The sequence below is a fragment of the Amycolatopsis sp. NPDC098790 genome, assembly GCF_044759945.1.
In the GTDB taxonomy this organism is placed as follows: domain Bacteria; phylum Actinomycetota; class Actinomycetes; order Mycobacteriales; family Pseudonocardiaceae; genus Amycolatopsis.
Genome location: NZ_JBIWAI010000001.1, coordinates 1,980,504 through 2,000,593 on the forward strand (window position 1 = coordinate 1,980,504; position 20,090 = coordinate 2,000,593).

18 protein-coding genes are annotated in these 20,090 nt (G+C 72.0%); 8 read left to right on the top strand and 10 right to left on the bottom strand.

The window, feature by feature from the left end; translation table 11 throughout:
* Window positions 1-28: 28 nt before the first annotated feature.
* The 3 genes from ACIQWX_RS09955 to ACIQWX_RS09965 all read right to left on the bottom strand — a co-directional run bounded on the left by ACIQWX_RS09955 (window position 29) and on the right by ACIQWX_RS09965 (window position 1,855).
* Complete coding sequence (locus ACIQWX_RS09955; protein WP_400867793.1) at window positions 29-352, bottom strand: hypothetical protein; 324 nt, start codon at window positions 350-352, stop codon at window positions 29-31.
* Window positions 353-613: 261 nt separating this feature from the next.
* Window positions 614-832 carry a PspC domain-containing protein gene (locus tag ACIQWX_RS09960; protein WP_400867795.1) on the bottom strand — a complete coding sequence of 73 codons (219 nt, stop codon included), beginning with the start codon at window positions 830-832 and terminating at the stop codon, window positions 614-616.
* 93 nt (window positions 833-925) lie between these two features.
* A complete protein-coding gene (locus ACIQWX_RS09965; protein WP_400867797.1) occupies window positions 926-1,855 on the bottom strand; it encodes an o-succinylbenzoate synthase in 930 nt (309 codons plus the stop codon).
* Window positions 1,856-1,927: 72 nt separating this feature from the next.
* Between ACIQWX_RS09965 and ACIQWX_RS09970 the strand changes: the two genes are divergently transcribed.
* Window positions 1,928-4,717 (top strand): AfsR/SARP family transcriptional regulator, encoded by a 2,790-nt coding sequence (locus tag ACIQWX_RS09970; RefSeq protein ID WP_400867799.1) that lies wholly within the window; start codon window positions 1,928-1,930, stop codon window positions 4,715-4,717.
* A 97-nt stretch (window positions 4,718-4,814) separates the two neighbouring features.
* Here ACIQWX_RS09970 and ACIQWX_RS09975 read toward each other — a convergent pair whose 3' ends face one another.
* Window positions 4,815-5,660 carry a DUF72 domain-containing protein gene (locus ACIQWX_RS09975; RefSeq protein WP_400867802.1) on the bottom strand — a complete coding sequence of 282 codons (846 nt, stop codon included), beginning with the start codon at window positions 5,658-5,660 and terminating at the stop codon, window positions 4,815-4,817.
* A 747-nt stretch (window positions 5,661-6,407) separates the two neighbouring features.
* Window positions 6,408-7,169, bottom strand: a complete 762-nt coding sequence (locus ACIQWX_RS09980) for a DUF4253 domain-containing protein (protein ID WP_400867805.1) — start codon at window positions 7,167-7,169, stop codon at window positions 6,408-6,410.
* Window positions 7,170-7,460: 291 nt separating this feature from the next.
* Between ACIQWX_RS09980 and ACIQWX_RS09985 the strand changes: the two genes are divergently transcribed.
* From ACIQWX_RS09985 to ACIQWX_RS09995, 3 genes are all read left to right on the top strand, one after another.
* Window positions 7,461-10,475: a BTAD domain-containing putative transcriptional regulator gene (locus ACIQWX_RS09985; protein ID WP_400867807.1), complete on the top strand. Its 3,015-nt coding sequence runs from the start codon at window positions 7,461-7,463 to the stop codon at window positions 10,473-10,475.
* 104 nt (window positions 10,476-10,579) lie between these two features.
* Window positions 10,580-10,750, top strand: coding sequence for a hypothetical protein (locus tag ACIQWX_RS09990; RefSeq protein ID WP_400867810.1), 171 nt, complete (start codon window positions 10,580-10,582; stop codon window positions 10,748-10,750).
* Window positions 10,751-10,768: 18 nt separating this feature from the next.
* Window positions 10,769-11,020, top strand: coding sequence for a hypothetical protein (locus tag ACIQWX_RS09995; RefSeq protein ID WP_400867813.1), 252 nt, complete (start codon window positions 10,769-10,771; stop codon window positions 11,018-11,020).
* A 59-nt stretch (window positions 11,021-11,079) separates the two neighbouring features.
* On the opposite strand, the gene ACIQWX_RS10000 is transcribed toward ACIQWX_RS09995, so the two are convergent.
* Window positions 11,080-11,730, bottom strand: coding sequence for a DedA family protein (locus ACIQWX_RS10000; RefSeq protein ID WP_400867816.1), 651 nt, complete (start codon window positions 11,728-11,730; stop codon window positions 11,080-11,082).
* Between the two features lie 109 nt (window positions 11,731-11,839).
* Between ACIQWX_RS10000 and ACIQWX_RS10005 the strand changes: the two genes are divergently transcribed.
* Together ACIQWX_RS10005 and ACIQWX_RS10010 are read left to right on the top strand one after the other, a co-directional pair.
* The gene (locus ACIQWX_RS10005) at window positions 11,840-12,955 is read left to right on the top strand and encodes a sensor histidine kinase (RefSeq protein WP_400867819.1); all 1,116 of its coding nucleotides are present in this window, start codon (window positions 11,840-11,842) and stop codon (window positions 12,953-12,955) included.
* The gene (locus ACIQWX_RS10010) at window positions 12,946-13,590 is read left to right on the top strand and encodes a response regulator (protein ID WP_400867822.1); all 645 of its coding nucleotides are present in this window, start codon (window positions 12,946-12,948) and stop codon (window positions 13,588-13,590) included. The genes ACIQWX_RS10005 and ACIQWX_RS10010 overlap by 10 nt, the downstream gene beginning before the upstream one ends.
* Before the next feature lie 10 nt (window positions 13,591-13,600).
* Here the strand turns inward: ACIQWX_RS10010 and ACIQWX_RS10015 are convergent, their stop codons facing one another.
* A complete protein-coding gene (locus ACIQWX_RS10015) occupies window positions 13,601-15,247 on the bottom strand; it encodes a DNA repair helicase XPB (protein ID WP_400867825.1) in 1,647 nt (548 codons plus the stop codon).
* Between the two features lie 74 nt (window positions 15,248-15,321).
* Here ACIQWX_RS10015 and ACIQWX_RS10020 point away from each other — a divergent pair, with 74 nt between their 5' ends.
* Entirely contained in the window at window positions 15,322-15,936 is a 615-nt protein-coding gene (locus ACIQWX_RS10020; protein WP_400867827.1) for a hypothetical protein, read from the top strand.
* Here the strand turns inward: ACIQWX_RS10020 and ACIQWX_RS10025 are convergent.
* A complete protein-coding gene (locus tag ACIQWX_RS10025; RefSeq protein WP_400867830.1) occupies window positions 15,933-16,868 on the bottom strand; it encodes an NADP-dependent oxidoreductase in 936 nt (311 codons plus the stop codon). The two genes, ACIQWX_RS10020 and ACIQWX_RS10025, sit on opposite strands and share 4 nt — an antisense overlap.
* A gap of 97 nt (window positions 16,869-16,965) precedes the next feature.
* On the opposite strand from ACIQWX_RS10025, the gene ACIQWX_RS10030 reads away from it, so the two are divergent.
* Complete coding sequence (locus ACIQWX_RS10030) at window positions 16,966-17,505, top strand: TetR/AcrR family transcriptional regulator (RefSeq protein ID WP_400867833.1); 540 nt, start codon at window positions 16,966-16,968, stop codon at window positions 17,503-17,505.
* Here the strand turns inward: ACIQWX_RS10030 and ACIQWX_RS10035 are convergent.
* Both ACIQWX_RS10035 and ACIQWX_RS10040 read right to left on the bottom strand, forming a co-directional pair.
* A complete protein-coding gene (locus tag ACIQWX_RS10035) occupies window positions 17,502-18,884 on the bottom strand; it encodes an FAD-dependent oxidoreductase (RefSeq protein ID WP_400867836.1) in 1,383 nt (460 codons plus the stop codon). The genes ACIQWX_RS10030 and ACIQWX_RS10035 overlap by 4 nt on opposite strands.
* A 59-nt stretch (window positions 18,885-18,943) precedes the next feature.
* Complete coding sequence (locus ACIQWX_RS10040) at window positions 18,944-19,909, bottom strand: ABC transporter substrate-binding protein (RefSeq protein WP_400867839.1); 966 nt, start codon at window positions 19,907-19,909, stop codon at window positions 18,944-18,946.
* Window positions 19,910-20,090: the final 181 nt, after the last annotated feature.

Genomic DNA, 20,090 nt, shown 5'->3' on the forward strand with positions numbered 1-20,090 from the left:
CGGTCCGCTTCGGCGGGCCGGGCTTTTCTCATGGCTTGGTGAAGAACCAGACGGCGTAGGCGCCGAGGATGACGACGCCGAGCGCGAGCACCCCGAGTCCCCCGAGCCAGGCGGTGCTGGCTTCTTCGGCTTCGAGCGCGACGACGATGGCCCCGATCCCGGTGAGCAGGATCCAGATGGCCAGGCCCGCGGCGGTGTAGAGGACGGTCTTGGTGACGCTGCTGCTGCCGGTGTCGTTGAAGGCGAGCGCGAAGAAGGCGGAGAAGGCGGTCAGCCCCAGCCCGGCGATCAGGTAGAGCCCACCCAGAATCCCGACGACGATCTTCGCCGCCGTCCTGCTGCCTTGATCCACGACCGCGAACCCTAACCCCTCGGGCGGGGGTCACGTCGGGCTTTTGGGCTGGTCGGAGTAGGGGTGTACGCCGAACGGCCCGGACGCTCCCCTCGGCGTCCGGGCCGTTCGTTTGCCGTGTCCCCCGACGACGGCGTCCCCGCGTCCCCTGGCGCGAGTGTCAGTTCCCCCCTGGACCCGCGTCCCCCGACAGCGGCCCTTGGTGCACCCCCGGTGTCCGGCGGGCACCGGCTCCCCCTGCGAGCCGGCGCCCGCCCGGCGTCAGGAATCCTCTTCCGGCGTCAGGATCGCGGCGGCGACGTAGACCGGAATGGCGATGCCGACGGAGAGGAAAACGGCGGCGACCATGCCGATGCGCAGAACGCTGGCGTCGAGGCCGAGGTAGGTGGCCCAGCCACCGCAGACACCGGTGAGCATCTTGTCGCTCTTGCTGCGGCGAAGCTTCTTGGTGGTTTCCGGGGTGTACACGCTGTTCGTCATGGCTCAATGGTGTCTCCCGGCAGGCCCCGCCCACATCGGGAACGGCCCGGACCCCGACCCTGAACTTGGCCTCGGGGAAACCCTAGATACCACTCACGACAACCCGCGCACCCGCTCGAGCCGGGCTTCCCACGCGGCTCGCACTTCGGATGACGCCGGGTACGCGTCCGTCGGTTCCGGGGCCTGCCGCGGCACCGGCAGGTATCCATCCACAGGGGACAGTGGCGACGCGCAGACGTCCCCCTCCAGCAACGAAATCGTCCCCAGTCCACACGCGAACTCCAGCGAAGGCAACGCGCCCGCCAACGCCAATCCCGCCGCCAGGCCGACGCTCGTCTCCACCGCCGACGACACCACGCACGGCAGCCCGCACGCCTCCGCGACCTCCAACGCCCGTCGCACGCCGCCCAGCGGCGACACCTTCAGCACCGCGATGTCCGCCGCTCCCGCGACCGCCACCTTCAGCGGGTCCTCCGCGCGGCGGATCGACTCGTCGGCCGCGATGCGGACCGGCACCCGGCGGCGGACCGCCGCCAGGTCGTCGATCGTCGGGCACGGCTGCTCCGCGTACTCCAGCCCGCCCGCCGCCTTGTCGAGGTCCGTGATCGCGCGGACCGCCGTGTCGACGTCCCACGCCATGTTCGCGTCGATGCGGACCGCGCCGGACGGGCCGAGCGCGTCGCGGACCGCCGCCACCCGGTCGCAGTCGTCGGCCAGGGACGAGCGCGGGTCGGCCACCTTCACCTTCGCCGTGCGGCAGCCCGACGCGCGGACCAGCTCGTACGCCTTCTCCGCGCCGACGACCGGCACCGTCGTGTTCACCTCGACCCGGTCGCGGACCGGCGCCGGCCAGCCCGACTCGCTCGCCTCCAGCGCCGCGTGCAGCCACGGCACGCTCTCGGCGTCCGAGTAGTCGGCGAACGGACAGAACTCGCCCCAGCCCGCCGGGCCGGGCAGCAGCACGCCTTCCCGGACGGTGATGCCGCGGAAACGGTTGCGCAGGGGAATCGCGTAGACCTTCATCGCCGCCGATCATGCCATCCCGAGTTGGGCCGAACGGCTGCCGAACAGCGCGTTTCCGGCGAGAATGTTCCCGTGGTCCTCGACTTCCGCGTGCTGGGTCCGGCCGAGGTCACGGCAGACGGCCACCCGGTGCCGCTCGGGGGCAGCCGGCCGCTGATCGTGCTGGCCGGGCTTTTGCTGCGCGCGAACCGGGTCGTGCCGGTCGACGAGCTCGGCCGCTGGCTCTGGAACGACGACCGCCGCCGCTCGAAAGGCGCGCTCCAGACGTACGTGCTGCGCCTGCGCCGCGCGCTCGGCGACCAGGTCGCGATCCGCACCGAGAGCGGCGGCTACCTGATCGAGCTCGACGACGACCTCCTCGACCTCTCCCGGTTTCGCGCCCTCGCGACCCGGGGCAAAGCCGCGGTCGACCGCGGCGAAAGCCGTCAGGCGGCCACGCACTTCGCCGACGCGCTCGCGCAGTGGCGCGGCCCGGCGCTGCTGAACGTCGAGTCGGACGCGCTGCACCGCGACGAGGTCGGCCAGCTCGCCGAAGAACGGCTGCGCGTGCGCGAACAGTGGGCCGACGCCCTGCTCGACGTCGGCGAGTACGGCACCGTCGTTCCCGAACTGACCCGGCTGACCAGGGAAAACCCGCTGCGGGAGCGGCTGCACGAGCAGCTGATGGTCGCGTTGTACCGGTCCGGCCGCCAGGCCGAGGCGCTCGACGTCCACCGCCGGATCAGCGACGTGCTGGCCGAGGAGCTCGGGCTCGACCCCGGGCCCGCGCTGCAGCGCACCCGCCAGGCGATCCTGACCGGCACCGACGACGGGCACGCGACCCCGGCGCGCTACCGGCTGGGTGCCGAGCCGCAGGTGCCGCACCAGCTGCCCGCCGACCTGCCGACGTTCTCCGGGCGCGAGTGCGACCTCAAGGCGTTGCACGCGCTGCTGCCGGAGGCGGTCGACGCCGACACCTCGACGCCCATCGCGTCCGTCGAAGGCATGGGCGGCATCGGCAAGACGACCCTGGCCGTGCACTTCGCGCACGAGATCGCCGACCGGTTCCCGGGCGGGCAGGTCTACCTCAACCTGCGCGGTTACGGGCCCGGTGAGCCGGTCGAGCCGTCGGCGGCGCTGGAGGCGATGCTGACCGCGCTCGGCGTGCCGTGCGAAGCGATCCCCGGCGACCTCGACGGCCGCGCGGCGAGCTGGCGGACGCACAGCGCCGGACGGCGGCTGCTGGTCCTGCTCGACAACGCCAACCGCACCGAGCAGGTGCGCCCGCTGCTGCCGGGGCCGGGCTGCCTGGTCGTCGTCACGAGCCGCTGGCAGCTGCGCGGGCTGGTCGCGACGCACGGCGCGCGGCGGATCGCGCTGGCGGAAATGGGTGAGGAGGACGCCGTCGAACTGCTCGCGTCGACGATCGGCCTCGACCGCGTCGCACGCGATCCCGCCGCGACCGAGCGGTTCGTGCGCTACTGCGGCGGGCTGCCGCTGGCGATCCGGATCCTCGCCGTGCGGGCGGCGCAGTTCCCGGACCTGCCGCTCGACGAGTTCGTCGACTCGCTGGACGCCGACCTGCTCGGCTCGTTCGACCTCGCCGACGGCGAAGGCACGAACATCCGGTCGGTGTTTTCGTACTCCTACCAGGCGCTGGAACCCTCGACGGCGCGGTTGCTGCGGCTGCTCGGGCTGCCCACCGGCGTCGACTTCACCGCGCCGGCGGCGGCCGCGGTCGCCGGTCTGGACCTCGTGGCGGCCCGGCCGAAGCTGGAGACCCTGGCCGCCGCGCACCTGCTCGCCCAGCCGCGGCCCGGGCGCTACCAGTTCCACGACCTCATCCGCGCGTACGCGGGCGAAGTCGCTTCGCAGGTCGACACGGCGTCTGAGCGCGACGCGGCTTTGGACCGGCTGCTGGACTGGTACCTGGCGTCGGCGCTGAGCGCGTCCCGGCGGATGCGGCCGGAGCGCTACTACCGGCTGCTGGAGCTGGACGGCCTCGCCGGCGGCCTGTCCTTCGCCGGCTACCACGACGCCTTGGACTGGTTCGGCGAAGAGGCGGGCAACCTGATCGCCGCGGTGCACCTGGCGCGGCGCCGGCGCGACGACGTCTGCTGGAAGCTCGCGTGGCTGCTGCAGAGCTACTTCGTGACGCGCTCGCGGCTCGACGACTGGCGTTCGGTGTTCGTCGTGGCGCTCGAAGCCGCGCGCGCGAGCGGGCACCGGCCGGGCGAGGCGGGCATCCTGAGCGGGCTCGGCGTCGTCAACGGCGTCGCGCGTGAATACGACGAGTCGCGGCGCTACCTGGAGCAGGTGCTCGCGATCCAGCGCGAGCTCGGCGCGCGGGAGGGCGAGGCGCGGGCGCAGTACAACCTGGCGATGGCGGCGCACAACCTCGACGACTACGCCTGGGCGTACGAACACGGGATGCAGGCGCTGGAGATCGTCCGCGACCTGGGGCTGGGCGCGTTCGAAGCGAGCGTGCTGCGGGCGCTCGGCGACATCTGCACGTCGATGGGCGACCACGACCAGGCGTTGCGGCTCGCGGATGCGGCGTTGGCCGTCCTGGGGCCGGACGGCGAGCCGGTGGACACGCGGTTCACCCTGCACACGCGGGGGCTGGCGCTGGTCGGGCTGGGCCGCGTCGACGAAGGGATCGCGGGCATCCGCGAGTCGGTCTCGATGTTCTTCGAGATGGGCGAGCAGTACGAGGCCGCGGACGTGCTGGCCCAGCTGGGCACGATCCACCTGCGCCACGGCGACCGGGCGCTGGCCAGGGAGTGCTGGGTCCGGTCGGCGCGGCTGCTGACGGAGCTGCGGCACCCGGACGCGGACGACGTGCGCACGAAGCTGGCGGCGCTGGTGGGCGCGGGGGGTTGAGGGCTGGGCGGACCCGCCCGCGTGCCGACCCCCAGCGACAGCACGCAAGCCGGTCCGGCCCGCGTGGCCACTCAAGCCGATGGCGCTCACTGTCCACTCACTGTCTCGTCAGCGGGGTCACGCCGAGCAGGTCCGCCAGGGTTTCGGCGTTGCGGGGTGCCTCGACCTTGACGTCGTTGTCGAAGTAGACGTGCACGTCGCGCTTCCCACCGTCGTGCCAGGTCCGGATCTTGTCGGCCCAGGTGCGCAACGCCTGGTTGGAATAGCCGCTGACGTACAGCTCCTCGTCGCCGTGGAGGCGGACGTACGCGAAGTCGGCGGTCTGGTCCTCCAGGAACGGCCACTTGCCGGCCGTGTCCGCGGTGACCAGGGCGATGCCGTGTTCCTTGAGCAATTTCGTGGCGGCCGGCTCGGCGAAGCTGGGGTGCCGGACTTCCAGTGCGTGCTTCAGGGGCTTTCGCGGTCCTGGTTCGAGGTAGGGGGTGCCCTTCAGTTTGTCGTCGTGCTTCGTCGCGAGTTGGGCCGCGTCCGTTGTCGTTCGCGGTAGGAGGGCGAAGAAGTTCGCCAGGCGGTCGGGGTGGAACGTCAGTCTGGGTGGGAGCTGCCAGAGGAACGGGCCCAGTTTTGCGCCCAGGGCGAGGACTCCGGAGGCGTAGAAGTTCGCCAGGGCCGTTTCGATGTCTCGGAGCTGCTTCATGTGGGTGATGAAGCGGCCTCCTTTGACCGCGAAGAGGAAGTTCTCCGGGGTCTCCTCGAACCAGGCTCGGTAGCGCTCCGGGCGTTGGAGGGAGTAGAACGAGCCGTTGATTTCGACGGCGTTCATCCGGTGTGAGAGGTGTTCGAGTTCTCGGCGTTGGGGCAGGCCTGGCGGGTAGAACACTCCTCGCCATGGGGGGTAGCGCCAGCCTGACGTGCCGATTCGGATCTCGGCGATTGGTCTCACCGCCTTTCCGGGGTGGGTGATTCCCGGTGGGGGGTGTCGGCAAACTCGGGTTCGGTGGGGCGGGTGGACTGGAGGGTGGGACAGGTGACCCAGTTTTGGGGACGGTCGTCTTAGGGGGCCTCGCGTTTGTTTGCTCATCTGGTGGGCGCTGTCCTTGTTGCTGCCGGTGTCGGTGCCGGTGCTGTTGAAAAGACTGTCCTCGCCGGACGGGCAGGCTCTGGGATGGCCATGGGTTTTGCTCTCGTCTCGCCTTTGGTTGGGGTTGCTGGGTGGTCATCCCGTCGCCTGATCGAGGCCTAGCACTTTGAGCCAGGCCCGCAAGGTTGGGCTTTCTTCTCGCCTTGGTCGGTGGGTTGCGGGCCTGGCTCAAAGTGCTTTTGCGGCCTCAGGCGACGGGATGACCACCCAGCTCTTTGGTTCGCCTCGCCTCGCCTTCGGCATCGGCGTGGGCCTCGCCTTCGGCGTCGGCCGGCGGGCCTCGCCTTCGGCGTCGGCCGGGCGTCGGCCGGGGTGGGCGGGCCCGGCTTGGCCCGGTCGCCGGGCCGGGCGTAGCGCCGCGAAAGTCGCATTCGCGGCACCAGAGGTCCCGAATGAGTCATTCGCGACCTCGCGACCCTGCCGAGCGGCCCTCCAGTTCGCCCGGCGCGGGCTCGCCTCGCCTTCGGCATCGGCCGGCGGGCCTCGCCTTCGGGCTCGCCTCGCCTCGCCTTCGGCATCGGCGTGGGCCTCGCCTTCGGCGTCGGGCTGTCAGGCCCAGGAGAACCTCCATAGCCGGGACTGCACCAACCCCGATGCGTACTCCCGCAAGTTGCCCGGCTGTCCCGCGAACGTCGGCAAGCTGAACGCTCGGTGCTCTGCCGCCACCGTCAGGGCCCTTGCCTGGTTCCTTGGTGGGGCCGCTACCGACAGCTCGATCGAGTCGAATCCCAGCGTTACCAGCGTTGCTCCGAAGCGGTCCTCCCAGCTCCTCAGTACCGCTGACAGCTCCGCCACCTGGTCCGTGCACTTGATCATCCCCGTCCAGCCCAGGAGTGCCGGGATGTCTGCCGGGCGCTCGGTCTGGACCAGGCCCAGCCGGTGGGGGGCTCGGTTTGCCAGGATCGAGCCCGTGTTGCCCGCCTCCGCCAACGGGTCCGACCTGCGCGGGCTCTTCTTCGCCAGCCCGGGAAAGCGCGCGCCGAACGGGCGGAGGCAGGCTCCGTCGCAGCACGAGCCGTCCCACCAGCGCTCCAGGGCTCCTGCCGGGTCTGCCGACGACACCCGGTGGCCCGCCGGGGCCAGGCGGCCTCGGTCGTCGATCCAGTCCTCGCCCTTGGCCGCGAACCTCTGGTCGTGGGGGATCAGCACCGGCCACAGACCGGACCGGTCGAACTCGGCCACGCAGCCCAAATAGCGCTCGGGCCGGGTCAGCGGCAGGTCGGACACCCACAGCCGGCCGTGCCACGATCCCGGTGGCAGGGTCTGGACCGGCGGCGCGGGCGTACCGGGGCGGAGCGGTGCGATCGTCATGGACGTCCCCTCGAACTTGTGTTCGGCTACTGCCCCTCGAACAGTAGTTCGAGGGTCCGACAATTTCCAGCGATCCGGCCGCTCATCCGTTCGAGTGAATCCATAAATCCGCAGGTCAGAGCGTTGCTGATGCTCGTGTGACACAAGGTGTTGCTGAGACACGCCATTGCGCCGAAGGGGTGGCCGGGCGCGGCGAGACGAACCCGGCAGACCGGTCACCGGTGCGGATCTTGCCTAGCCGGTGATCGATTGCCAGGCTCTGCAGGACGAACGCGGTCCCGGAGGAGGTGCATGGAGTTCCACGTGCTGGGCCAGGTCGAGGTGGCCGTCGACGGCCGGGCGGTCGGACTCGGCGGCCCGAAGCCGCGCACCCTGCTCGCGCTGCTGGCCGTGCACGCGGGGCACGTCGTGCCGCTCGAGCAGGTCATCGACGCGATCTGGGGCGAGGAACCGCCGGACCAGGCCCGCGCCGCCGTCTACACCTACGTTTCGGCCCTGCGGCGGGCCCTGGCGGCCGGCGGTGATCCCGACGTGCTGGCGCGCAGCGGGGGCGGCTACCGGCTGGCCGTCGACCTCGACCAGGTCGACCTGCACGTCTTCACCCGCGATCTGTCGGCCGGCCGGCGCGCGCGGGCCGCTGGTGAGCCCGGGCGCGCCGTCGCCCTCATGCGGGACGCCCTCGGGGCGTGGCGGGGGACCGCGCTCGGCGGCACGCAGGGTCGGTGGGCCGAGAACGAACGGGCGCGGCTGGAGGAACTGCGCGTCGCCGCGCTGGAGGACCGCGTCGACGTCGAGCTCGAGACCGGCGAAGGGGAGTCCCTGGTCCCGGAACTGACCTCGGCCGTCGCCGCGCACCCGCTGCGGGAACGCCTGCGCGCCCAGCTCATGCTCGCGCTGCACCAAAGCGGCCGCCGCGCCGACGCCCTCGCCTGCTACCAGGACGGCCGCACCACGCTCCTCGACGAACTGGGGCTGGAACCCGGACCGGTGCTGCAGTCCGCGCACGAGCGCGTCCTGCGCGACGAGCACGAGACGCCCGCCGACCGGCCGCGGCCGGAGGCCCAGCGCGTCCCGAGCCAGCTCCCCTTCGACATCGCCGACTTCACCGGACGCGCCCGCGAAGCGGCGGAGCTGGCCAGGAACCTCTCCGAACCGGCGGGCGGGTCGCGGCTGTGCGCCGTGTACGGCAAGCCCGGCTCGGGCAAGAGCACCGTCGCCGCGCACGTCGCGCACCGCGTGCGCGAGCACTTCCCCGACGGCCAGCTCTACGCGTCGCTGCGCGGTGTGCAGGCCGTCCGCGCCGATCCCGCCGAGGTGCTGGCCGGGTTCCTGCGCGCGCTCGGCGTGCCGGACCAGGACATCCCGGCGCGCCAGGAGGAACGCGCCCAGCTCTACCGCACGATGCTCGCCGACCGGCGCATCCTCGTCGTGCTCGACGACGCCTCCGACGAACGCCAGGTCCGCCCGCTGCTGCCCGGCGGCCACACCTGCGCCGCGCTCGTGACCAGCCGGGAACGCCTCGGCGCGGTCGGCGGCGCCACCCACCTGCACCTGCCCGTGCTGGACGACGCGGAAGCGCTGGAGCTGCTGACCCGCGTCGTCGGTGGCACGCGGGTGGCGGAGCAGCCCGAAGCCGCCCGCGAGCTGGTGCGCCTGTGCGGCAACCTGCCGCTCGCCGTGCGCATCGCCGGCGCCCGGCTCGCCGCGCGGCCGCGGTGGCCGGTCGGCAAGCTCACCGAACGCCTCCGCGTGCAGCACCGCGTCCTGCAGGAGCTCACCCTCGGCGACCTCGAGGTGCGCGGCAGCCTCGCCCTCAGCTACGACGACCTGGCCGACCGGGAACGCGCCGCGCTGCGCCGGCTCGGCCTGCTCGACGTCTCCTCGTTCGGCGCCTGGGTCGCGGCGCCCTTGCTCGACTGCGACGGCCACGAGGCGGAGGAGGTCGTCGAGCGGCTCGTCGACGCCCAGCTGCTCGACGTGTCCACAGTGGACGACGGTGGTGCCGTGCGCTACCAGATCCACGACCTGACGCGTGCTTTCGCCCGCGAGCGCGGGGAGGCCGAGGAGTCCGGGGACGACGCCAAGGCGGTGACCGCGCGGGCCGCCGAGTGCTGGCTGGAGCTGGTCGAGCTCGCGGGCCGCCGGGCACCGCACGTCCCCGCCGAGACGGGCTCGCTCGTCCGGTACCTCGACCCGGCGCGGATCGACGAGATCCTCACCGACCCCGAAGCGTGGTTCGACGCCGAGCAGACCGGCCTCGTCGGCGTGGTCGAGCGCGTCAGCGGGCTGGACCTCACCGACGTCGCCACCCGGCTGGCCGCGGCGCTGTGCTCGTCGGTCTTCGCGGTGCGCAACCTGTTCGGCCAATGGTGGCGTACGCACAACGCGGCACTCGCGGCCGCGCGCCGGACCGGTGACCGCACCGGGGAGGCGAGGCTGCTGTCGGGCCTGGGCTGGCTGCGCTACGAACAGGACCGCTTCGACGAGTCGATCGCCTACCACGAGCAGGCCCTCGCCGCCTACGAGCTCGGCGGCGATCGGCACGGGCAGGCCATGAGCCGACTCGACCTCAGCACCGTGCAGTGCGAGTACGGCCAGTTCGCCCAGGCGCGGCAGTCCCTCGACCTCGCGCTTCCCGAACTGCGCGAGCTGGGTGAGGAGCAGGCCGTGGTCCAGGCGCTGCACGGCCTCGGCCGCGTCCTCACCGAACAGGGCGAGCTGGACGACGCCTTGATCGCCGCCGAAGCCGCGGCGGCGGGGTACGAGAAGACGGACGACGCCGGCAGCCGGGCGGTCGCCCTGCGTTCGCTGAGCCTCGTGCACCGCGCCGCCGGCCGGCTCGGCGAAGCGGCCCGCCACAGCCAGGAGGCGGTGGACCTGCTGCGCGGCCTCGGCGACCCGCTGATGTCCGCGTACGCCGTGCAGGCGCTCGCCAAGGTCCGCATCCGCCAGGGCCGCGGCGACGAGGTGCGCGACGACATGCTCGCGTGCCTGGCGACGTGCCACGAGATGCAGGACGGCTTCGGCCAGGGCCTGATGCTGCGCACCCTCGGCGAACTGGAGCTCGCCGCCGGCCGGTTCCCCGACGCGCGGGCCCACCTCGAGCGGTCGGTCCAGTGGTGGGACGCCCTCGTGCTGCCGGTCTGGCGGGCGCGCGCCCTGCGCGACCTCGCCACCACGCTCGACGCCCTCGGCGAGACCGCGGCCGCCGAAACGGCGTGGACCGAGGCCGAGGGCATCTTCCGGCTGCACGGCAGCCGCGAAGCACGGGAGCCGCGGCGCCTCTCGCGGCCGGTCCGCGGCTGAAAACCGGCTTTCAGGTTTCTTTGACCGCGCTGGGAGAGGCTGCTCCCCGTCCTGAGGAGAACAGGGACGCACAGCTCTTTCCCACGGTGTTGAAGGGACGAATGATGTCTTCGGTCAGGATCACGTTCACCACCGCTGCGCTCGTCGCGGGCATCGCGGCCGCCGGCCTGCAGGCGACCGCGTCGGCCGGGGAGCTGCCGCCGGGTGCCCAGCGCGTCGGCGTGCTGGCCGGCGGGCAGCTGCTCGTGAAGGAAGGGAACCTCTACGACTCCTAGGTCCCGGAGATCGACGGGGTGAAGAAGTTCGAGATCGCCGGCGACCGGATCGGCGTGCTGACCGCGGACTCGCGCCTGCTGGTCAAGGAAGGCAACCTCTGGACGAGCTGGGCCGAGGAAGCGGGCGACGTCCACGACTTCCGGCTCGCCGGCAACCGGATCGGCGTGGTGCGCAACGACTCCACGGTCGCGGTCAAGGACGGCGCGCTGAACGCGAACTGGGTCGAGCAGACCGGTGGCGTGGGCGGCTTCCAGCTCACGAACTACTGATCGCGCGAGGTGCGGGCCACGTCGAGGGGGCGTGGCCCGCACCCGTGCGCCGGGGTCGGTCATCGCGCGACCTGCCGGCGCTGTCGCAGCCGGACCACCACGAAGAGCCCGATCGCGATCGCGACGGTGGCCAGCACGACGTACTGGAACACCGACGCATAGCGGTCGACGAGCGACCAGCTCTCGCCGAGCAGGTAGCCGGCGACGACGAACGCCGTGTTCCACAGCAGGCTGCCGGCCGTGGTGAGCAGGAGGAACCGGCCGAACGGCATGCGCTCGACGCCGGCGGGCAGCGAGATCAGGCTGCGGAAGATCGGCACCATCCGCCCGAGGAACACCGCCTTGCCGCCGTGCCGCGCGAACCAGGCCTCGGTGCGGTCGAAGTCGCCCACGTGCAGCAGCGGGATGCGGGCCACCAGTGCGCGGGTGCGGTCGCGGCCGAGCAGCGCGCCGATCCAGTAGACGACCAGCGCGCCGGCCAGTGAGCCCAGCGTCGTCCAGAACAGCGCGCCGAGCAGGGTGAACGCGCCCCGGCTCGCGGAGAACCCGGCGAGCGGAAGCACGAGCTCGCTGGGAATCGGGGGGAACAGATTGTCGAGCCCGACGATGATGGCGGCGCCGGGACCGCCGAGCGTGTCGATGAGCCCGACGGCCCAGCCGGCCAGTCCGGTCATCGGTTCGGCGGGGGTGGAGGTGAGCGAGAGGTCCATGCCCTCGAACGTACGAATCCGCGGCCGGGAACACATTGCCGAATGCCACCCGGAAACACTGCGGAAAACCGCAATGTGGAAAGACCGCCGCGCTCGCTAGCCTGGCGTCGTGATCATTTGGGCTGCGCGCACCACAGCGGGCGTCGGCCTCGGCGCGCTGACCGCGATCGCTGAGGTGCTGTACGTCCTGCTGAGTGCACCCCTGCTCGTCTTACCGACGACGCGCAAGGGCGTATGGCGCGGGGCCCGGGAGCTCGCCGAAGTCGAACGCGGTCGGCTGCTTCAGTTCTTTGACAACTACAACGACGACGATTACGACGGCCGCCGGGCACTGCAATACCTCGTCCCGCGGGCTTTGGTCGGGCTGCTCGGGCTGGGCGTCTGGGCGTGCCTCGGCGCCGGGGTGGTGGCGGCCGTGTTCTACGCCAAGCAGCTGGTCACCGGACGCGCACCCGGTGGGCAGGGCGAAGGGACGGCCGCCGCCTGGATCCTGGTCGCCGCGCTCGCGACGATCGCGGTGTTCCTCTGCTGGCAGGGGATGGCGGGCGTGGCGGAGCTGGACCGGCGGCTGGCCCGGCGGTTCTTCACCCCGAGCCACCGGACGCTGCTGGAGCGCCGGATGTCCTTCCTCGCCAGCACCCGCGCGGAAGTCGTCGAGGCGGTGAACGGTGAACGCCGCCGCATCGAGCGCGCCCTGCACGACGGTGTGCAGCAGCGGCTGGTGGCCCTGGGCGTGCTGCTCGGCCGCGCCCGGCGCACGGGGGACACCGAACTGGTCCGGCAGGCGCACGAGGAGGTCCAGGAAGCCCTGCGCGAGCTGCGGGAGGTCTCCTGGAACGTGTACCCGATCGCGCTGGACGACGGCGGTCTCGACGCCGCTCTGGAATCCCTCGCCGAACGGGCGGCCATTCCGGTCGAGGTGCGGTACAGGCTCTTCATGTCGCCTTCCCTCGCGCTGTCGACGGTGATCTACTTCGTGGTGTCGGAGTCCGTCACCAACGCGGCCAAGCACTCCGGCGCCACGCGGATCACAATCGACGTCTCCTACGAGGGCTTGAAGATCGTGGTGGAGATCGCCGACGACGGTTCGGGTGGTGCTTGGGTCGCCCGAACGGGTGGACTCAGTGGGCTGGCGCGCAGGGTGGCGGCAGCGGACGGCGAGTTCACTGTGGACAGCCCGGCAGGCGGCCCGACGGTGGTGCGGGCGGTGCTCCCGTGCGGGTGATCCTGGCCGAAGATTCGACCCTGCTGCGGGAAGGCCTGGTGCGCCTGCTGGCCGAGGAGGGCCACGAGGTGGTCGCCGCGGTCGGTGACGCCGAAGCGCTACTCGAAGCGGTGAGAACGCATGAGCCCGACGTTGTCGTCACCGACGTCCGGATGCCGCCGACCCACACCGACGAGGGTCTGCGTGCGGCACTCGAGATCCGGGAAGAGCGGCCGGACACCGGCGTGCTGGTCCTCTCCCAGTACGTCGAGAAGCGGTACGCCGCCAAGCTGGTCAGCGGTGACGGTGGCCGGGTCGGCTACCTGCTCAAGGACCGCGTCGCCCAGGTCGGCGAGTTCCTCGACGCGCTGGAGCGGGTCGGCGAAGGCGGCGCGGCCTTCGACCCCGAAGTCGTGCGGCGGCTGGTGGCCCGCACGTCCCACGAGGACGCGCTCGGCCGGCTGACCACGCGCGAGCGCGACGTCCTGGACAAGATGGCGCAGGGCCACACGAACGCGAGCATCGCTCAGCTGCTGTACGTCTCGCAGAGCTCGGTCGAGAAGCACGCCAACGCGATCTTCGACAAGCTCGACCTGCCCCAGGCGGCCGGGTACAGCCGTCGCGTCCTGGCGGTCCTGCGCTACCTCGGGTCGTGACGGTACTTCCTCAGAGCGGCCGGAGCAGGTCGTCCGCGTCGACGATGTGGTACGCGTACCCCTGCTCCGCGAGGAACCGCTGGCGGTGCGCCGCGTACTCCGTGTCGACCGTGTCGCGCGAGACGATCGAGTAGAAGTGCGCCTGACGGCCGTCACCCTTGGGACGCAACAACCGCCCGAGGCGCTGGGCCTCCTCCTGGCGCGAGCCGAACGTCCCGGAGATCTGGATCGCCACCGATGCCTCGGGCAGGTCGATCGAGAAGTTCGCCACCTTCGAGACCACCAGCGTCCGGATCTCGCCGCGGCGGAACTTGTCGAACAGCTCCTCGCGCTCCTTGTTGCGGGTGGCGCCCTGGATCACCGGGGCGTCGAGCTCGTCGCCGAGCATCTCCAGCTGGTCGAGGTACGCGCCGATCACCAGGGTCGGCTCGCCCGCGTGACTCGCCACGATGGACTTGATCACGGGGGTCTTCGTCAGCGCCGTCGCCGCGAGCTTGTACCGCTCGTCGGCCTCGGCCGTGGCGTACTCCAGGCGTTCCGCGTCGGTCAGCGTCACGCGCACCTCGGTGCACTTCGCCGGCGCGATCCAGCCCTGCGCCTCGATGTCGCGCCACGGCACGTCGTAGCGCTTCGGCCCGATCAGCGAGAAGACGTCGCCCTCGCGGCCGTCCTCGCGCACCAGCGTCGCGGTCAGGCCGAGCCGGCGCCGGGACTGCAGGTCCGCCGTCATCCGGAACACCGGCGCCGGCAGCAGGTGGACCTCGTCGTAGACGACCAGGCCCCAGTCGCGCGAGTCGAACAGCTCCAGGTGCCGGTACTCGCCCTTGGTCTTGCGGGTGACGACCTGGTAGGTCGCGATCGTGACCGGGCGGATCTCCTTCTTCTCGCCGGAGTACTCGCCGATCTCCTCCTCGGTCAGCGACGTCCGCGCGATCAGCTCGCGCTTCCACTGCCGGCCGGCGACCGTGTTGGTCACCAGGATCAGCGTCGTCGCCTCGGCCTTGGCCATCGCCGCCGCGCCGACCATCGTCTTGCCGGCACCGCAGGGCAGCACGACGACGCCGGAGCCGCCCGCCCAGAACGCCTCCGCCGCCTGGCGCTGGTAGTCGCGCAGCTGCCAGTCCGTCTCGTCCAAGGCGATCGGGTGCGCCTCGCCGTCGACGTACCCGGCGAGGTCCTCGGCGGGCCAGCCGACCTTCAGCAGCGCCTGCTTCAGCCGCCCGCGCTCGGACGGGTGCACGATGACCGTGTCCTCGTCGATCTTGGCGCCGAGCATCGGGCTGATCTTCTTGTTCCGGGCGACCTCGGTCAGCACCGCGCGGTCGGTGGTCGACATCACCAGGCCGTGCGCCGGGTGGTTGGCGATCTGGAGCCGCCCGAACCGGCCCATGACGTCGACGACGTCGATCAGCAGCGGCTGCGGCACCGGGAAGCGCGAGTACGTCGTCAGCGCGTCGACGACCTGCTCGGCGTCGTGGCCGGCGGCGCGCGCGTTCCACAAGGCCAGCGGCGTGATCCGGTAGGTGTGGACGTGCTCGGGCGCCCGTTCGAGCTCGGCGAACGGCGCGATCGCGATCCGCGCGTCATCGGCCTGGGGGTGGTCGACCTCCAGGAGCACGGTCTTGTCGGACTGGACGATCAGGGGGCCATCAGTCACAACTACTGTTATACGTGCCTCGCTCGCGGCGCCGCCGGTGGGACGAGGTGCCGAGGGGATCACGGGAGGGCACTTTGACCACACCACCGTCCGACGACAACCCGTTCCGGACGCCGAGCTACGCCGCGGCACCGGCCCCGATGCCGCAGGCGCCGGGCCACCGGCCCATCCCGCACTGGTTCACCCCGAAGGTGCGGATCACGCTGATCGCGTGCGTCGTCCTGGCGCTGGCCGTGGGGTCGCTGAGCGCGTGGGGCCTGAGCCGGGTCGGGAGCTCCGGCACGCCCACGAACGGCGACTGCCTGTACCTGACCCGGGAGAGCGGCGACCGGATCGCCTACCACCACGTCGGCTGCAGCTCCGACCGCGCGACGTACAAGGTCGAGAACACCTACCGCGGGGGCATCGCGTGCCCTCCGGGCGACTACGTGCGGTTCCGGCTCGGCTCCGGCGCCGGCCAGACGCTCTGCCTGGCCCTGAACGTCCGGACCGGCGACTGCCTGCGCGGCCTCGACGACGACACGAGCGTCGCCAAGGTGAGCTGCTCCGACCCGGCGGTGCAGGACCGCGTCCAGATCCTTTCCGGCTACGGGCGCGACGACGAGTGCGAGCGCGCCGACAAGGTGCTGACCTACACGGGGCCGCCGTCGCGCACGCTGTGCCTGGCCCCGCCGGGCGAGAACATCTAGCTCCCGAGGTCGATGACGACCTTGCCGTGCACGTGCCGGCCGGCCTGGAGTGCGGCCGCGTGGCGGATCCGCTCGATCGGGAAGCTCGCCGCGATCGGCACGCGGAGCCGGCCCGCCGCGACCAGGCGGGCGATCTCGGCCAGGGCACCGGGAGCGGCGTTCGCGCCGTTGGCCGCCGGCACGCCGTCGATCTGCGTGGCGATGGTGCAGATGCGGTCGTCCGGGACGCCGAGTTCCCGCGCGACCTGCACTGTTTCCGTCCCGTGCAGGTCGACGGCGGCGGTGACCCCGCCCGGGGCGAGGGCCCGGACCCGGTCGGCCAGGCCGTCGCCGTAAGCGACCGGCTCGGCACCGAGATCGCGCAGGAAGTCGGCCGAAGCCGCCGACCCCGTGCCGAGCACGCGCGCTCCCGCGATCCGGGCCAGCTGGACCGCGAACACCCCGACCCCGCCCGCCGCGCCGCCGATCAGCACGGTGTCGTCCGGGCCCGGGGCGACCACGGCGAGGGTGGCGGCTGCCGTGCGACCGGCGATCGCGAGGGTGGCGGCGGTGCGGTCGTCGACGCCGTCGGGCGTGTGGTGGGCTTCGTTCGCCGCGGTCTCCCCGGCCGCGTCGACCACCACGAAGCCGGCGACCGCGCGGGACAGGGCGCCGCCGAACACCCGGTCGCCCGGGGCGAAGCCGGTCACCCCCTCGCCGACCTGGTCGACCACGCCCGCGTAGTCGGTCCCGAACCCGGCCGGCAGGGACAGGCCGAACTGGGCGGCGGTGTCCGCGTCGGCGGTCATGATCCAGTCCATCGGGTTCAAGCCGGCAGCGGTGACCCGCACGCGGACCTGGCCTGGACCGGCCTGCGGCGCGGGGACCTCCTGGACGTCGAGCACTTCGGGGCCGCCGAACGCGTCGAGCCGGACCGCCCTGTGTTTCTGCATGATTCTCCTCCGGACGCAGCTAAACGGACTATGCTCCGTTTCTGTTGCCGACCCTAACACAACAACCGGAGCGTGATCCGTTTTGACCGAGGAGCCGATGCGGGCGGACGCCGCCCGCAACCGCGACCAGCTGCTCGCGGTCGCGACCGGCCTGTTCGTCTCGGCCGATGCCGAGCCGTCGATGCGGGCGATCGCCCGGGAGGCCGGCGTCGGCATCGCCACGCTGTACCGGCACTTCCCGACCCGCGAGTCGCTGGTCGACGCGGTCTACCGGGACCAGGTCGTCCGGCTGACGACCGGTGCCCGCGAGCTGCTCGACGAGCTGGCCCCGGCCGCGGCGATGCGGCGCTGGATGGACTTGTTCGGCGACTGGATCGCGACGAAGAACGGCATGCTCGACACGCTGCTCGCGATGATCGAGGCGGGCGAGATCGCCCACGCGCGGACCCGGACCGAGCTGCTGGCGGCCATCACCACAATCCTCGACGCTGGCCGCGCGGCGGGCGACCTCCGCCCCGACGTCACCGCCGAAGACATCGCCGCCTCCCTCATCGGCATCTTCACCGTGGCATCCCGGCACGACGCTCAGGCCGGCCGCCTGTGCGACCTGCTGATGGACGGCCTCCGGGCGCGCTAGCCGAACCAGCGGGTCAGGTCCGCGGGGTCGACGGCGTACCCGTCCGGGCGCAGGAGCAGCAGCCGGCCGCGGAACTCGTCGTCCGCGGCCGCCGCGCGGACGAGACGGACCTGCCCGCGGAAGCCCGGCGGTTCGGGGTGGTCGCCGAGGTCGAGGAGCAGGCCGCGGCCGTCGTGCAGCAGCGCCGAAAGCCGCGTCGGGCCGGCCGCCGTCGTCAGGTCGAGGTCGGGGACTCGGTGCGCGCCGGGATAGCTCAGCGCGAGCCCGGACAGCAGCCCGCTGAAGTAGCGGTTGCCGTCCGGGGTCCGCATGAGGTCGACGACGATCTCGCGCAGGGCCTCGACGTTCTCGGTGCGTTCGGGCGTCGTGAACACGCGCTGGGCCGCCGTGTGCCGGAGCACGCGCGCGGCGGCCGGGTGGCGTTCGTCGTGGTAGCTGTCGAGCAGCCCGGACGGCGCCGTGCCGCGGACCGTTGCGGCCAGCTTCCAGCCGAGGTTCACGGCGTCCTGGACGCCGAGGTTGAGTCCCTGCCCGCCGAGCGGCGGGTGGATGTGCGCGGCGTCGCCGGCGAACAGGACCCGGCCGTGGCGGTAGCGCTCCAGCTGCCGCGTGGCGTCGTTGAACCGCGAAGCGCCGTACACCTCGCCCAGCCGCGTCTCGGCGCAGTACAGGGCCGTCAGGGCTTCGGTGACCTCGGTGTCCGACACGGGGGCGTCGCGGCCCGGCTGCGTCGCCGTGGAGCCGAAGACGAACCGGTGGGCGCCGTCGCCGAGCGGGGTGAGCATCGACCAGTAGCCGTTCGCCTGCCGCGTCACCTGGCTGAAGTGCGCGGCGCGGGCCGGGACGAGCTCGGACGCAGCCGCGAGCCGGACGTGCGCGAGCGTGGCCACGTAGGTCTCGGTGCGGCCGGGGAACGACAGCCCGAGCAGCCGCCGGACGGTGCTGTGCGCGCCGTCGCAGGCCACGAGCCAGCGGGCGCGGACGCCGTCGACCGTGACGCCGTCCGCGTCGGCGTCGACGGTGGTGACCTCGTGGCCGCGCTCGATGACCGCGCCGTGCTTGAGCGCGTGCTCGGCGAGCATCGCCTCGACGTCGTCCTGCGTGCGGTTGAGCACCCGGGGGTACCGGGTCCGCCAGACGCTGTGGTCCAGGGCCACCGGCAGCCCGGCGAAGTGCCCGCTCGGGCCGTCGACCTCCGGGCTGGTGTCCAGCCCGCGCAGGTCGAACAGCTCCGCGGTGCGGGGCTGGAGGCCGACCGGCCGTGGCAGGCCCGGGCCGTCCCGGTGTTCCAGGACGGTCACCTCGACCCCGGCCAGTGCGAGTTCGGCGGCGAGCATGAGCCCGGTCGGGCCGGCTCCGGCGATCAGGACGTCGGTCATCAACGCACTCCTCAAGTAGACTGAGTGCAAAAGTAGACCAAGTGCAGGATTGGTGGAAGCTAAATACCGCTCTGGTCGGGGAGCAGGGCTTGGACGTCGAGGCGGTCCGCCAGCAGCGCCGAGTTGTGCATGAGGTCGGCGACCCGCTGCAGCCGGATGCCGTTGAGCGACGTCGGGTACGAGCCGAGCGAGATCAGCGCCGCCGTGGTCGTGTCGATGTCGGAGAACTTCGGGAGCGCGTCGCGGACGATCGCCGGGTCGGTCGCGGTCTGCTGGGCCGCGCCCAGTGCCTTGCGGAACGCCGCGAGCGTGCGCGGGTTGGCCTGGGCGAACGGCTTGGCCGACGCGTACGCCGACAGCGGGAAGTCGAGCGTTGCGCCGCGGGCGCCGTCGGCGAGGATGTGGGCGCCGAGGTCCTTCTCGGCGCGGGTGATGAACGGCTCGATCATCAGCGCCGCGTCGACGTCGCCGGCCTGCAGCGCTTGCGGCATCTGGTCGAACGCCACCTGCTTGAACTTGATCTTCGTCACGTCGACGCCCGCCGTCCCGAGCACCGAACGCGCGGCGAGCGCGCCGGTGTCGTCGAGCATGTTCACCGCGATCCGGGGCGACTTCTTCGACGTCGGCACGGTGTAGTCGGAGCCGGGTAGGGTGACCAGCGCCATCGTGTTCGGGCCGGACGTGTAGGCCTCGCCCTGCAGTTGCAACGCCGTCCCGCCGGCCGCGGCGCGGAACAATGCGATGTCGGACCCGAACGTGACGTCGAGATCACCCGCGGTCAGCTTGGCCAGCCCGTCCTCCCCGCCGAGCTCGACGAGCTGCACGTTCAGGCCGACGGCGCCGAACTTCCCGCCCGCGACGGCGATCCGCAGCGGGGCCGTGTCGATGGCGTTGCCCACACCGACGCGCAGGGTGGTCCGTTCCAATGGCGGCGGCGGAGCCGACGAACCGGATTCGAACACGCCACAGCCCGCGGTCGCCAGAAACGCCGCTACCAGCGGAATCAGCATTCCGCGTCTGATCATGAACCTTCACCTACCGCGAGAATCTGGTTCTCGTGCTGGATCGTATGGTCCGCGCCCCATACGATCGCGGGCAGGGCCGTATCGCGCCAGCGCGGCTTTCGGATCTTCATGGGGCGGGCTACCGTTCAGTAGGTTCGAGGTGCTGTCAGATCCGCGGGTTCCCGCCCGCGGCGGAAAAGGA